The sequence below is a fragment of the Pandoraea iniqua genome (assembly GCF_902459685.1).
Lineage (GTDB): Bacteria > Pseudomonadota > Gammaproteobacteria > Burkholderiales > Burkholderiaceae > Pandoraea > Pandoraea iniqua.
On sequence record NZ_CABPSF010000002.1, the window covers coordinates 18255 to 32360 of the forward strand.

Annotated in this window: 12 protein-coding genes; 5 read left to right on the top strand and 7 right to left on the bottom strand. The window is 63.4% G+C overall.

The window, feature by feature from the left end; genetic code table 11:
- Positions 1 to 550: 550 nt before the first annotated feature.
- On the bottom strand, positions 551 to 1210 hold the full coding sequence (locus PIN31009_RS05860; protein ID WP_150789660.1) for a M24 family metallopeptidase: 660 nt from the start codon (positions 1208 to 1210) through the stop codon (positions 551 to 553).
- A 165-nt stretch (positions 1211 to 1375) separates the two neighbouring features.
- Between PIN31009_RS05860 and pdxR the strand changes: the two genes are divergently transcribed.
- The gene (gene pdxR / locus PIN31009_RS05865) at positions 1376 to 2845 is read left to right on the top strand and encodes a MocR-like pyridoxine biosynthesis transcription factor PdxR (protein ID WP_150789661.1); all 1470 of its coding nucleotides are present in this window, start codon (positions 1376 to 1378) and stop codon (positions 2843 to 2845) included.
- On the opposite strand, the gene PIN31009_RS05870 is transcribed toward pdxR, so the two are convergent.
- From PIN31009_RS05870 to cyoA, 5 genes are read right to left on the bottom strand one after another with little or no spacing between them, the layout of a single operon-like run.
- Positions 2814 to 3629, bottom strand: coding sequence for an SURF1 family protein (locus PIN31009_RS05870; protein ID WP_246185530.1), 816 nt, complete (start codon positions 3627 to 3629; stop codon positions 2814 to 2816). The genes pdxR and PIN31009_RS05870 overlap by 32 nt on opposite strands.
- 12 nt (positions 3630 to 3641) lie before the next feature.
- Complete coding sequence (cyoD, locus tag PIN31009_RS05875) at positions 3642 to 4049, bottom strand: cytochrome o ubiquinol oxidase subunit IV (RefSeq protein ID WP_058375640.1); 408 nt, start codon at positions 4047 to 4049, stop codon at positions 3642 to 3644.
- A complete protein-coding gene (gene cyoC / locus PIN31009_RS05880; RefSeq protein ID WP_150683477.1) occupies positions 4046 to 4714 on the bottom strand; it encodes a cytochrome o ubiquinol oxidase subunit III in 669 nt (222 codons plus the stop codon). Before cyoC ends, cyoD begins: the two co-directional genes overlap by 4 nt.
- Positions 4707 to 6710: a cytochrome o ubiquinol oxidase subunit I gene (gene cyoB, locus PIN31009_RS05885; RefSeq protein ID WP_150789662.1), complete on the bottom strand. Its 2004-nt coding sequence runs from the start codon at positions 6708 to 6710 to the stop codon at positions 4707 to 4709. Before cyoB ends, cyoC begins: the two co-directional genes overlap by 8 nt.
- Positions 6711 to 6763: 53 nt before the next feature.
- Entirely contained in the window at positions 6764 to 7876 is a 1113-nt protein-coding gene (gene cyoA, locus PIN31009_RS05890; protein WP_150789663.1) for a ubiquinol oxidase subunit II, read from the bottom strand.
- A 159-nt stretch (positions 7877 to 8035) separates the two neighbouring features.
- Here cyoA and PIN31009_RS05895 point away from each other — a divergent pair, with 159 nt between their 5' ends.
- Positions 8036 to 9370, top strand: coding sequence for an MFS transporter (locus tag PIN31009_RS05895; protein ID WP_058375637.1), 1335 nt, complete (start codon positions 8036 to 8038; stop codon positions 9368 to 9370).
- A 72-nt stretch (positions 9371 to 9442) separates the two neighbouring features.
- On the opposite strand, the gene PIN31009_RS05900 is transcribed toward PIN31009_RS05895, so the two are convergent.
- Positions 9443 to 10324: a LysR substrate-binding domain-containing protein gene (locus PIN31009_RS05900; protein ID WP_150789664.1), complete on the bottom strand. Its 882-nt coding sequence runs from the start codon at positions 10322 to 10324 to the stop codon at positions 9443 to 9445.
- 91 nt (positions 10325 to 10415) lie between these two features.
- On the opposite strand from PIN31009_RS05900, the gene PIN31009_RS05905 reads away from it, so the two are divergent.
- The 3 genes from PIN31009_RS05905 to PIN31009_RS05915 are packed head-to-tail and all read left to right on the top strand — an operon-like array spanning position 10416 to position 14098.
- On the top strand, positions 10416 to 11477 hold the full coding sequence (locus PIN31009_RS05905; protein WP_425495467.1) for an ABC transporter ATP-binding protein: 1062 nt from the start codon (positions 10416 to 10418) through the stop codon (positions 11475 to 11477).
- Positions 11474 to 12553 (top strand): ABC transporter ATP-binding protein, encoded by a 1080-nt coding sequence (locus PIN31009_RS05910; RefSeq protein WP_150683481.1) that lies wholly within the window; start codon positions 11474 to 11476, stop codon positions 12551 to 12553. The genes PIN31009_RS05905 and PIN31009_RS05910 overlap by 4 nt, the downstream gene beginning before the upstream one ends.
- A 42-nt stretch (positions 12554 to 12595) precedes the next feature.
- Entirely contained in the window at positions 12596 to 14098 is a 1503-nt protein-coding gene (locus PIN31009_RS05915) for an ABC transporter substrate-binding protein (protein WP_087722136.1), read from the top strand.
- The last annotated feature ends 8 nt before the right edge of the window (positions 14099 to 14106 follow it).

Sequence of the window (14106 nt, forward strand, 5' to 3'; positions counted from 1 at the left end):
CGCCCACCGGCGCCTGCGACGCCGCGTGAACGTTGAACAGCGCACAGCTCAGGGCTGTGGCCAGTAACGCTTTGGAGAAGGTTTGATTTTTCATCGTCTTTCTGTTCTTGAGCGATTGAGCGACATAAGGAAACTGCTGGATTGCGCGCGCGACGTTTCGCACGGACGGGCAGCTCGCTCGAACTGACGGGTGCCTGAGGCTGGCACCGTCGGGGGGGGCGATGTCTCCGCTGCCTTGTTGCCGTCGTGCGGAAAAATTCCGTCGGCAAACAAGACGGTAACGCAAATTGAGTAATTGGGGAAAGATGCGTCAAAAGTCCGGGCGACGGGCCACTACGCGCATTGGCGTGGCACTGGACAAATGTGCGGAGTGCGTCAAACCCTTCGCCGGTAAGCGTTGAGTTCGATATGGGGTCAGATGAGTGCGAGTGTTTGGCCGCCGAAACGATGGGGCCGGCGTGTGAAATCGCCGAAGGGCTGTTGCATCGTCGCCACGCCGGTTTGACGGCAAAAAAACCGGGGCGTGGCGACGATTGGAATCAAACCGGAATCAGACCAGCAGGTCTTCGTAGAACGCGCCGAAGGGGCGCGTCGGATGGGCGATCTGAATTTCGAGAATCCACAGGCCGCCGCTGGGCGTGTCGGCCAGATCGGCGAGCCTGCCGGCCTTATAGATGGCGTGCGGGAAGTCGCTCACGCGATGGCCCTTGATGTCGAGGTTGAGCACCCAGCCGAGCGCTTTGGCCTGCGACTGGGCGAACTCGTAGAGCGCCTGACCGCTCACGCCTTGCGTGCGCCAGTGGTCCTGCACGATCTCGAACAGGCGCTTGGCGTCATCCGCGCAGCGCTGCATTTCCGGGTCGCTGCCGGTGGTGCGCGTAAAGCCGCAATCGCCCTCATGCGCACCGAACACCACGCCGATGTCGATGAAGTAGATGTCGTCGTCGCCAAGCACCGGATCGTCGTCGCTGCGCTCGCTGAAGGTGCGCAGCGTGTTCTTGCCGAAGCGGATCAGCACCGGGTGCCAGATACGGTCCATGCCGAGCTGGCCAAGCAACGCCTTGCTGGCGGCGATGGCCTCCGATTCGCGCATGCCCGGCTGGATCAGGGCCGCGATCTTCTCGGTGGCGTCCCACGTAAGGGCTTGGGCACGCTGCATGGCGGCGGCGCTGAACTTTGCCCCGACGGCTTCTCTTTCTGCCAACTCCATCTCATTTCTCCGCGATATTCAAGACTTGTGGGGAGCGCTCGCTGCCGTGAAAGGCCGGGTGCGAGCGTCATGGCGTTAAGGATAATGGCTAACTTGTATAATTCGAAGCGCCATTTCCCCGTCGTTTGATTGGGCCACTTTGAATTCACGCAGCCTCTCATTCCCATGCGCCGACGTCATATCAGCGAATCGCTTGAACTGCCGCTCACCGAACGGCGCGAGAAGGAAACGCGGCAGGCGTGGGTGTACCGCTGCGTGCGCGAGCGCATCGTGGCAGGGGAGTTACGACGCGGCGACCGGCTGCCGTCTACGCGCACGCTCGCGGAGCGCTGGGGCGTGTCGCGCGGCATCGTCGAGCTGGCGTTCGAGCAACTCACGCTGGAAGGCTACGTGGCCAGCCGCGTGGGCGCGGGAACAGAAGTGGTGGCGGATCTGAGCGAGCCGGCAGCGACCGCAGCGCGTGAAGGCGCCGAACTCTCGCCATCTCCAATATCACCGACATCCCCATTACCGCAGTTCGAGACAGCGGCGTCGCTGTCGCTCAAGACGGGGCGCTCGGTCGACGTGGCATTGTTTTCGTTGCCCGCGTGGCGCCGGCATATGAATTTCGCGCTGCGCACGGTGACCTCGGCGGAACTGGCCGATACCGATCCGCGCGGCTACGGACCCTTGCGGGAGAGCATCGCCCGCTACTTGCGCGTCACGCGCGGCATCACCTGCGACGCCGATCACATCGTGATGACCACGGGCATCCGCCACGCCATCGATCTGGTCACCGACGTGCTGGCCGACGCCGACACGACCTACTACCTCGAAGATCCCGGCTACAAGAACCTCGCGTCGCTGATCGGCGCACCGCCGGAGCGTTGCGTGGGCGTGCCTGTCGACGACGAGGGGTTTTGTGCGGACGCGGCGGATCGCGTCGGCCGCCCGGGCATCGCCTACGTGACGCCTGCGCATCAGGCCCCGCTGGGCACGACGATGTCGATCAACCGGCGCATGCAGATGCTGGCATGGGCCGAGGCGCGCGACGTGTGGATCATCGAGGACGACTACGACAGCGAGTTCAGCTACGGCAGTGCGCCGCTGCCTGCGCTCAAGGCGATCGATACGCAGGGACGCGTGATCCATTGCAGCAGCTTCAACAAGTCGCTGTTCCCGTCGCTGCGCATTGGCTTTCTGCTCGCGCCTCCGGCGTTGCTGCCGCGTATTGCTGCGTTGCGCTCGGCGTCGGGCCGCGCCAACAGTCTGATCGAACAGATGGCGCTCGCGCGTTATATCGACGCTGGCGATTTTGCCCGCCATTTGCGCGCGTCACGCAGCGTGTATCTACGGCGTCGCAATCTGATGCTCGATACGTTGCGCGCCAATCTGCGCACGCCGTGCCATGTCTCGGGCGAACATGCCGGGTTTCATTTCGTGCTGTGGCTGCCGCAGCAGATCGACGAGACGCAGATAGTCGACGCGCTGCGTGCACAGGGCGTATTTGTCGAGGGGCTGGGGGAATTTGCCCGGGCACAGCGCATGGCGCCCGGACTGGTGCTGGGCTACGCCGCCTTCGACGACGCGCGGGTCATCGAAGTGGCGAAGCAGGTGGCGAGGGTTATCGACGCGTACGCAGTTCCAGCCGGATGACAAACCATCCGGCGACGGCCGACATGATGGCCAGCGCGTACCACGTGAGCATGTAGCTCATATGGTTGTTGGGGAACTGCACCACGGTGAGCCCGCCGACCGGGTAGTCGCGCGCTTGCGTATTGGTGATGTTGCCCGTCGTGGCCTCGCCGTCGCCATTGGGCACCGCGCGCGCGGCACCGACGGGGCCGTCGGCATCCACGAAATACGGTGCCACGTCCGACAGCCCGCGTGCGGCGGCGATGGCCGCGACATCGCGCGAATACCAGAGGTTTTCCGAGGGCGAGTTCTTGCGCAGAAAGCCGCCACCGGCTTCCGTCATGCGCAGCAGCCCGGTGACCGTCACGTCGCCAGACGGCGCGGGCGGCACCGCTTCCTTCCAGCCCGGCGGCACGAAACCGCGATTGACGATCACCTCGCTGCCATCCGCGGTGCGCAGCGGCGTGAGCACCCAGTAGCCGCCCCCGAGATCGGTGACGGCCTGCACCAGCGTGTCTTTGTCGAACGCATAGGTGCCGGTGAGCGAGATGTGGCGGTATTCGTCGTCGGCCGCAGTGATAGCCGGCCATTGCGCGCGAGTGGGCGCGGCGACGGGTGGCGCATGCACGCGGGTATTCACACGCTCGATCAATTCGAGCTTCCACGCGCGGCGATGCAACTGCCACGTACCGAGGGATACGAACACGGAGATCAGGACCAGCGTGATGACGCCGAGAAAGACCAGCCGGAGGGGGGAGGGACGCCGGCGGGCGTCCCCCGAATCACGAAGTTGACTGCTGCTCAAGGGTAATGCCGTTCAAGGGAGGTTTTTCGTATCCTGCATCATACCCGGCATCATGTTTTGGTTCAGGTGATACATCACCCAGAGCGAACCCGAGAGCGCGATCACGACCAGCACGATCGTGAAGATGAGCGAGAGCAGGTTCCAGCCGCCCTCCGACTTCCCGTTCATGTGCAGGAAGTAGATCATGTGCACCACGATCTGAATGGCGCCCAAAAACAGAATCATGATCGCGGTGGTGCTCGACTTCTCGAACACCCCGCCCATCACGAACCAGAACGGAATCGCGGTGAGCACCACCGACAGGATGAAGCCGGTCGCATAGCCACGGAACGTGCTGTGTGGCCCTTCGTCCTCGTGGCCGTGGTCGTCACCATGATCGTGCCCTTCGGCACCGTGCAGCGTCGAATCGTGCGAACTCACGGCAGCACTCCCATGAGATAGACAAACGTGAAGACGCCGATCCACACGACGTCCAGAAAGTGCCAGAACATCGACAGGCACATCAGGCGGCGCCGGTTGGGCGCCGTCAGGCCATGCTTGCCGACCTGCACCATCAGCGTGATGAGCCAGATGATCCCGAACGTGACGTGCAGCCCGTGCGTGCTCACCAGCGTGAAGAACGACGACAGGAACGCACTGCGCCACGGCCCGGCACCCTCATGAATCAGGTTGGCGAATTCGTAGAGTTCGAGCGAGAGGAAGGCCGCGCCGAGCACCCCGGTGACCGCCAGCCAGCCAAGCACCGCGCTCTGGCGGCGCTTCTGCATTTCCAGCATCGAAAAGCCGTAGGTGATCGACGAGAGCAGCAGGAACGTGGTATTCACCGCGACCAGCGGCAGCTCGAACAACTCCGCACCGGTGGGGCCGCCCGCGTAATTGCGGCCGAGCACCCCGTACGCCGCGAACAGGCAGGCGAACACGAGGCAGTCGCTCATCAGATAAAGCCAGAAGCCGAGCAGTGTGCCGTTGGGCGGATGGTAATCGCTCGACATCATGAAGCGCAGTTCGCCCTCGCGCGGTGGCGCGGGCGTGTGCGCTGCGGCGGGCGCGCCGCCGACGGGGAAGGGTGCGGTCGTATCAGACATGCTGGGCGAGCAGCTGCGTGCGCGCTGCCTCCGTGTGTTCGACCTGATCGGCCGGGACGTAATACTCGCGGTGATAGTTGAACGTGTGGCCGATCGCCGTCGCCAGCAGCGCGATGAACGACACGATCACAATCAGCCACATATGCCAGATCAACCCGAAGCCGCATATCGTCGCGAGCCCGGCGAGGATGATGCCTGCCCCGGTGTTCTTCGGCATGTGAATCGGAAGGAAGCCGGACTCCGGTCGCTTGAAGCCGTGCTGCTTCATCTGCCACCACGCGTCGTTGTCGTGAACGATCGGCGTGAACGCGAAGTTGTAGACCGGCGGCGGCGACGAGGTCGACCATTCCAGCGTGCGGCCATTCCATGGGTCGCCGGTGTCGTCGCGCAACTCGTCCCGGCGACGGTAGCTGACCACCAACTGGATGAGGAAGCAGCCGATCCCCAGCGCGATGAGCAGCGCGCCGACGGCCGCCACTTGGAACCAGATCTGCAACGACATATCGTCGAAGTGGCTCATGCGGCGCGTCACGCCCATGAGGCCGAGCAGATACAGCGGCATGAACGCGACGTAGAAGCCGATGAACCAGAACCAGAACGAACACTTGCCCCAGAACGGATCGAGCTTGTAGCCGAACGCTTTCGGGAACCAGTAGGTGATGGCGGCCATGATGCCGAAGATCACGCCACCGATGATCACGTTGTGGAAGTGGGCGATCAGGAACAGGCCGTTGTGCAGCGAGAAGTCGGCGGGCGGCACAGCCAGCAGCACACCGGTCATGCCGCCGATCACGAACGTCACCATGAAGCCGAGGGTCCAGAGCATCGGCACTTCGAAGCGGATGCGCCCGCGGTACATCGTGAACAGCCAGTTGAACATCTTCGCGCCGGTCGGTATCGAGATGATCATCGTCGTGATACCGAAGAACGAATTCACACTCGCGCCCGAGCCCATCGTGAAGAAGTGGTGCAGCCACACGAGATACGACAGCACGGTAATCACGACCGTGGCGTACACCATCGACGCGTAACCGAACAGACGCTTGCCGGAGTAGGTGGACACCACTTCGGAGAACACGCCGAACACCGGCAGCACGAGAATGTAGACCTCGGGGTGGCCCCAGATCCAGATCAGGTTCACGTACATCATGGCGTTGCCGCCGAGATCGTTCGTGAAGAAGTTGGTGCCGGCGTAGCGGTCCAGCGCGAGCAGGGCGAGCACGGCGGTCAGCACCGGGAACGCAGCCACGATCAGCACGTTGGTGCACAGCGAGGTCCACGTGAACACCGGCATGCGCATCATGGACATACCCGGCGCGCGCATCTTCACGATGGTCACCAGCAGGTTGATCCCGGATAGCAACGTGCCTATCCCGGCGATCTGCAACGCCCATATGTAGTAATCGACACCGACGTCGGGGCTTTGCAGAATGCCCGACAGCGGCGGGTACGCCAGCCAGCCCGTGCGGGCGAATTCACCGACGAACAGCGACATCATCACGAGCACCGCACCGCTCGTGGTCATCCAGAAGCTGAAGTTGTTGAGGAACGGAAACGCCACGTCGCGCGCGCCGATTTGCAGCGGCACAACAAAGTTCATCAGGCCGGTGACGAGCGGCATCGCCACGAAGAAGATCATGATCACGCCGTGCGCGGTGAAGATCTGATCGTAGTGGTGCGGCGGCAGATACCCCATGTTGTCGCCGAACGACACCGACTGTTGCAGCCGCATCATCGCCGCGTCGGCAAAGCCGCGCAGCAGCATGATGATGCCGAGAATCACATACATGATGCCGATCTTCTTGTGATCGATGCTCGTGAACCACTCTCGCCAGAGGTAGCCCCAGAGTTTGAAGTATGTGATCGCACCCAGTACCACGATGCCGCCGACGGCGACCCCCGCAAACGTCGCGAGAAGAATGGGCTCGTGGTAGGGGATGGCCTCCAGCGTCAGTCGGCCGAAGATCAGTTTGACGATGTCCAGGTGCTCGAGCATAGGATCATTCGCGCGCGGGGCGCGTCATTGTCGAGGGTTGGGCGCGCGGCGCCTCACTGTGTGAGCCCTTCGCCGGGGGCACGCCGTAGCGTGGCGTCGGCGAGCGGACCGCCGCTCAGACGGGTTGCAAACTGGGAAGTGTTGTCGGCGGTGCACATGGCGTCGGCGAGCAGCGCATCGGTCTTGCCGCCGCGCATCTTCCACGACGCCGTGCCGACTTTGCCGACTTTGCCGTCACGCGATTCATTGGCCGCGTGCTTGTGATTGGGCTGATCCATCATGTCCTTCAGGCAAGGCTGCCCTGACTGGACACAGCGGTTCAGAATCGCATCGTAGAGATTGGGCGCGACGTCGCCGTAGTACTGCACCGGCACCCATTCGCTGGGTTGCGTGAGGGCTTCGTACTTGTCGCGCGAGAGATTCTGGCCCTTCGCCTTGACCTGTTGCACCCACGCGTCGAATTCCTCCGCCGTCATGCCGTGGAACTTGAAGCGCATACCCGAGAAGCCCGCGCCGCTGTAGTTCGCCGAGAAGCCGTCGTAGACGCCGGGCTTGTTGATGACCGCGTGCAGCTTCGTTTCCATGCCCGGCATGGCGTAGACCTGACCGGCGAGGGCGGGCACGAAGAACGAATTCATCATCGTCGTCGACGTGATTTCGAAGCGAATCGGGCGGTCGACCGGCGCCGCCAGTTCATTGACGGTGGCGATGCCCTGATCGGGGTAGAAGAACAGCCATTTCCAGTCCATCGCCACCACTTGCACCGTCAACGGGCGCGTGTCAGGCGGAATCTCGCGTTTGGCGTCGATCCGTTCCAGTGGCCGATACGGATCGAGCTTGTGCGTGCTCACCCAAGTGAGGGCGCCGAGCGCGATGATGATGAGCAGGGGTGCCGCCCAGATCAGCAGCTCGAGCAGTGTCGAGTGATCCCATTCGGGCGTGTAGACGGCGTCTTTGTTCGATGCCCGGTATCGCCAGGCAAAGAGCAGCGTGAGCGCGATCACCGGAATGATGATCAGCAGCATCAGGATGGTGGAAACGATAATGATGTCCCGCTGCCTCACCGCGAGATCGCCCGCAGGCGACATCAAAACGGTATTGCAGCCGGACAGCAAAGCGGCGGCGGGGAGCAAAAGTACCCCGCGAAGGAACTTGGGGGAAGTCATGCTGCGATCGATGAACCGTAGCCGTGGACCGGACCCATCATGGACTTCACACCCCGATGCAAGATACTAGGGTAAACCCGATAGCGTCGATTCGAGTAACCTGCGATGCTTTTCGGGCACGAGTGTCATCGTCATCCCGATCCGCAAGGGGGTCCGATAATGTCAAGCAGTGCTCATCAATCGCCGACCCCACCCGGTTCGCCGAGTGCTTCGACTGCGCACGATCACGGCAACAAGTCTCGCATTGCCCCTGAGGAAATCGCGGTAGGCGTTGTCGTCGGACGCGCCTCCGAGTACTTCGATTTCTTCGTGTTCGGCATTTCTGCCGTCCTCGTCTTTCCGCACGTTTTCTTCCCGTTTGCCGACGGCCTGCACGGCCTGCTGTACTCGTTCACGATCTTCTCGTTCGCGTTTATTTCGCGCCCGTTCGGCACGACGCTATTCATGAACGTGCAGCGGCGCTGGGGCCGTAGCGTCAAGCTCACGGCAGCGCTGTTCGTACTCGGCACAGCGACGGCCGGCATGGCGTTTCTGCCGGGCTATGCGGTGCTGGGCGACCGTGCGATCTGGCTGCTCGCGTTCTTCCGCTTGGTGCAGGGCATCGGCTTCGGCGGCTCGTGGGATGGTCTGCCGTCGCTGCTCGCCATGAACGCGCCGCCGCACCGTCGCGGCTGGTATTCGATGATGGGGCAGTTGGGCGCGCCGATCGGCTTTCTCATCGCGGGCGGCTTGTTCCTGTTCCTGCACTGGAGTCTCGAGAGCGACGACTTTCTCACGTGGGGCTGGCGTTATCCGTTCTATGTGGCCTTCGCGGTGAACGTGGTGGCGCTGTTTGCGCGCCTGCGTCTGGTGGTCACGAACGAGTACACCGAGATGCTCGAAGAAGGGCAACTGGAGCCGATCAGCACGCGTGAGATGGTGCGCTCGCAGGGTTACAACATCTTCCTTGGCGCGTTTGCGGCGCTTGCCAGCTATGCGCTGTTCCACTTGGTGACGGTGTTCCCGTTGTCGTGGATTTCTCTGCAAAACACGCAAGATCTCGACAGTGTGTTGATCGTGCAACTGTGCGGTGCTGTCATCGCCATTATTTGCACGGTGATTTCGGGGCGCATCGCCGACCGGCTCGGGCGACGCACGACACTCGGTCTCTTCGCGATTTTTATCGGCATCTTCGCGCTCTTCGCACCCTATCTGATGGGCGGCGGTTCGACCCGGCAGGACATCTTCATTCTGGTGGGCTTCGGGTTGCTCGGTCTATCGTATGGACAGGCGGCGGGGACGGTGACGTCGAATTTCGAACAGCGCTTCCGTTACACGGGGGCGGCGCTCACCACCGACTTTGCGTGGCTGTTCGGCGCGGCATTCGCTCCACTCGTCGCGCTGGGGTTGTCAGCGGAATTCGGGCTGGTTGCCGTGAGCGTCTATCTGCTCTCCGGCACGGTGTGTACGTTGCTGGCGCTGCGCATCAACAAAGCGCTGGAAACGCGCGACTGATTGTTTCTCTGTTCATCACCACGGCGCGGCGTAGACCGCGCCGTTTCATTTCCACGCCACACATTTCACGCCTCACACGTCATGCAGCATGCCGACAATCGCCGCCGTGATGTCGCGAGTGCGCGAGTCGTGCTCGCGATGAATCATGCCGACCGTGCGCAACAGCGGCGGCTCGGCAATCGGCACGATGCGCAGCAGCGGGTCGGCCTGCCAGTCGCCGCGATGCAGCAGCGGCAGCACCGATACGCCGACGTTCTTGCGCACGAGCGCGACGATGGTCTCGATCGAGTTCAATTCGAGATATTCCGTGACGGTCAGTTTCGCTGCGCGCAACGCCTGCTCCACCACCAGCCCCGTACGCACGCGCCGGTCGAAGCGCAGGAACGCGTGTTCATCGAGAACGGACTGCGGATTGGCGTCCGGCGTCGCGTCCCAGACCTCCCGATTGACGACCATCACCATCGGCTCGGTATAGAGCGGCGTCCACACCAGACCGTCGGGACGTGCATCGTCGGCGCGGGCGACCACGGCGGCAATATCGACTTCGCCCTGTTCGACGAGATCGGTCAGCTCATCCGAACGTGCCGACGTGAGCCGAACATCGAGCCCGGGATGCGCCGTCTTCAGCTCGGCCACGACCAGCGAGAGCGCCCCGATGACCGACACGACGGCACCGATGGTCACTGGCCCTTGCATCGCGTCGAGGGGCGAGGCCGTCAGGTCGGCGGTGAGCGCCAGAATCCGTTCGATGCGCGGAAACAGCTCGCGCCCTTGCCGTGTGAGCGTGATCTGCCGCCCGCGGCGGTCGAACAGGCGCTGACCAACGGCGTCTTCGAGTCCGCGCATTTGCAGACTCACGGCCGCCTGCGTGAGTGCGGCACGCTCGGCAGCGGCGGCAAACGAGCCGGTTTGTGCCACCAGCCGGAACGTTTTCATCATGCGCAGTGTGAGCATTTGGGAAGTAAAAATAATTTACGTATCGAAAAGAAATATTAATATTTTCTATTGATCCGTGGGGGACATAATCGTGTCATGCAATCCGCTCATGACCGAGCCCGCCCATAACAACGCACCCATGACCCTGCCCGCAGAACCCGCGCCGGTGCTCGATGTGACCGGCCTGTCACTGAAGTTCTCCCGCGCTGCCGATGCGCCGAATCTGATCGACGGCGTGTCGTTCGCGGTTCACCCCGGCAAGACGCTGTGCATCGTCGGCGAGTCGGGCTGCGGCAAGAGCGTGACGTCGCTCGCGCTCATGGGTCTGCTGCCGAGCCCGCCGGCCAATCTGGTCGCGGGCCGCGCCATGTTCGAAGGGCACGATCTGCTGGCGTTGCCCGAGCGCGAGTTCGCCGACATGCGCGGCAACCGGCTTGCGATGATCTTTCAGGAACCGATGACGTCGCTGAACCCGGCGTTCACCATCGGCCATCAAATCGAAGAGGGTATTCGCCGTCATCGCGGTCTCGACCGCAAGGCGGCGCGTGCCGAAGCGCTCGCGATGCTGAAACTGGTGCGCATTCCGGCGCCCGAGACACGGCTCGACAACTATCCGCACGAACTCTCCGGCGGCATGCGCCAGCGCGTGATGATCGCGATGGCGCTCGCCAACCGTCCGGCGCTGCTCATCGCCGACGAACCGACCACCGCGCTCGACGTCACCATTCAGGCGCAGGTACTCACCCTGATTCAGACGCTGCAACGCGAGACCGGGACCGCCGTGGTGCTGATCACGCACGATCTCGGCGTGGTGGCAGAAGTGGCCGATCACGTCGCCGTGATGTACGCGGGACGCATCGTGGAATACGGCAGTGTCGACGAGATCTTCGACGATCCGCAGCATCCTTATACGATTGGCCTGATGGGCGCGATTCCGTCCATCGGCAAGCGCGAAGGCACGCTCGCGACCATTCGCGGCTCGGTGCCGTCGCCCGAGCGCATGCCGGCCGGGTGCCGCTTTGCGCCGCGCTGTCCGTTTGCCGAAGTGCGCTGCACGCAACAGGCGCCGGTCGAGCGCACACTGTCGGGCACGCATCGCGTCGCGTGCTGGCTGGCACCGGTCGACGCGCTCACGCCGCCCGCAACCCCGATGGAAGAGGTGGCCGCATGACAGCGTTGCTCGAAGCTCGCGATCTGACCAAACACTTCGGCGGTCACCGCGTCGGTTTTTCGCGCGCGCCCACGGTGTACGCCGTGAATGGCGTCTCGTTCTCGGTGCAGGCGGGCGAAACGTTCGCCATCGTCGGCGAGTCGGGCTGCGGAAAATCCACGCTTGGTCGACTGTTGCTGCGCTTGCTCGATGCCACGCGCGGGGAAGTGCGCTATCAGGGCGAAGACATCATGAAGCTAGGCGCCGGTGCGATGCGGCGTCTGCGGCGTGAATTGCAGATCATCTTTCAAGACCCGTTCGCCTCGCTCAACCCGAGCATGACCGTGGGCAGCCTGATTGCCGAGCCGATTGCGCTGCACGGCCTCGCCCATGGCCGCGCACGCGACGACCGGGTGGCCGACCTGCTGCGCACCGTCGGTCTGCAACCGGACTATGCGCAGCGCTTTCCGCACGAATTCTCCGGCGGCCAGCGTCAGCGCATCGGCATCGCCCGGGCGCTTGCGGGGGAGCCGCGCGTGATCATCGGCGACGAACCCGTCTCTGCGCTCGACGTGTCCGTGCAGGCGCAGGTCATCAATCTGCTCGAACGTCTGAAGCACGATCTGGGGCTCACGCTCATCATGGTCGCGCACGATCTGGCCGTCATTCGTCACATGAGCGACCGGGTCGCCGTGATGTATCTGGGCGAGATTGTGGAACTGGCCAGCGCCGATGCGCTGTTCGACAACCCGCTGCATCCGTACACGCAGGCGCTGTTGCAGGCGATTCCGGCAAGCAGCCCGCACGTGCGCCGCAGCCGCGCCCCGCTGGGCGGCGAATTGCCGAGCCCGACCGCACCGCCGCCCGGTTGCCGTTTTCACCCGCGCTGTCCGCATGCGCGCGAGGTGTGCCGCGAGCAACGCCCGATCGACGAGGTATTACCCGACGGCCGTCAGGTCGCGTGTCACTTCTGGCGGGACATCCAGAATGCGGGCGCGAGCCCCACACTCGTCACGCCGCCAAGCGAAAAGCTGACGGCGCGTCTGGCGCTGTATCGCGCACGGCAGGCGCAGGCCGACGCGGCTGTCGCCAGCTAACACCCACACGATTCCGATAAACACTCACGAGAGACCTCACGCATGCGCAACGTTCTGCTCGATTTCGCTCTGGCTGCCGCACTGACCACGGGCGCCGCGTCGGCGATGGCCCAGTCGGCCATTCGCATTGGTTTGCAGGAAGATATCGGTTCGCTCGACCCGGCGCGCAGTTCGCAGGTCGTCGACCGCATGGTGTTGCGCTCGCTGTGCAGCTCGCTGGTCGATATCTCGCCGGATCTGAAGTTCGTGCCGATGCTGGCCACGTCGTGGAGCGTGAGCGCCGACGGCAAGACGTGGACGTTCAAGCTGCGTCAGGGCGCGAAGTTCCACGACGACGAGCCGTTCAACGCCAAGGCCGTGAAGGCCAACCTCGACCGCGCGCGCAGCATGCCGGCGAGCAATCGCAAGAGCGAGTTGTCGTCCATCGATCACGTCGACGTGGTGGACGATTCGACCGTCAACATCGTGCTCAAGGCACCGGACTCTGCGCTGCTCGCCACGTTGTCCGATCGCGCCGGCATGATGCTGGCCCCCAAGACACTGGCTGACGACGCCGCCGTGCAGGCCCGCCCGGTGTGCTCTGGTCCGTACAAGTTCGTGCAGCGCGTGCAGAACGACCGCGTCGTGCTGGAGAAATTCGCGGGCTTCTGGGATGCCGACAAATACCCGATCCAGAAGGTCACCTTCCTGCCGATTCCCGACACGACCGTGCGTCTCGCGAACGTGCGCTCCGGCTCGCTCGACATGCTCGAGCGTCTCTCGCCGTCCGACGTGAAGTCGGTCAAGCGCGATGCCAATCTGAATTTCCTGACCATCGACGGTCTGGGCTATTACGGCCTGACGTTCAACGTGGCGGCCAATGCGCCCAAGGCCCTGCGCGACAAGCGCGTGCGTGAAGCCTTCGATCTGGCCATCGATCGCGACGCCATCAATCAGGTGATCGGCGGCGGCATCTTCACGCCTGCCAATCAGGCGCTGCCCAAGAGCGGCCAGTACTACGACACGGCGATCAAGTCGACCAAGCGCGACGTGGCGAAGGCGAAAGCACTGCTCAAGTCGGCAGGCTTCGAGAAGGTGGACGTGACGCTAAGCTTCGGCAACAACACCGTGTCGAACCAGATGGCGCAGATGCTGCAGGCGATGCTCGCCGAGGCGGGCATTACGCTGAAGCTGCGTCCGATGGACTACGCCGCAGCACTCGACGCCGCGCACCGTGGCGACTTCGATGTGCTCTACAACGGCTGGTCGGGCCGCGTGGACCCGGACGGCAACCTGCATCAGTTTGTGACCTGCAAGGGCAACCTGAACTATGGCCAGTATTGCAATGCCGACGTCGACAAGCTGCTTAACGACGCCCGCGTGAAGTCCAGCGTGGCCGAGCGCAAGCCGCTGTACGACGCTGCCAACAAGATCCTCGCCGACGACAACCCGATTCTGTACCTGTACGTGCAGCCGTGGCCGTATGTGCTCACGAAGAAGGTGCAGGGCTTCGTGCCGTATCCCGACGGTCTGATCCGTCTGCGCGGCGTGAGCCTCAAGGGCTGAGGGAGCGA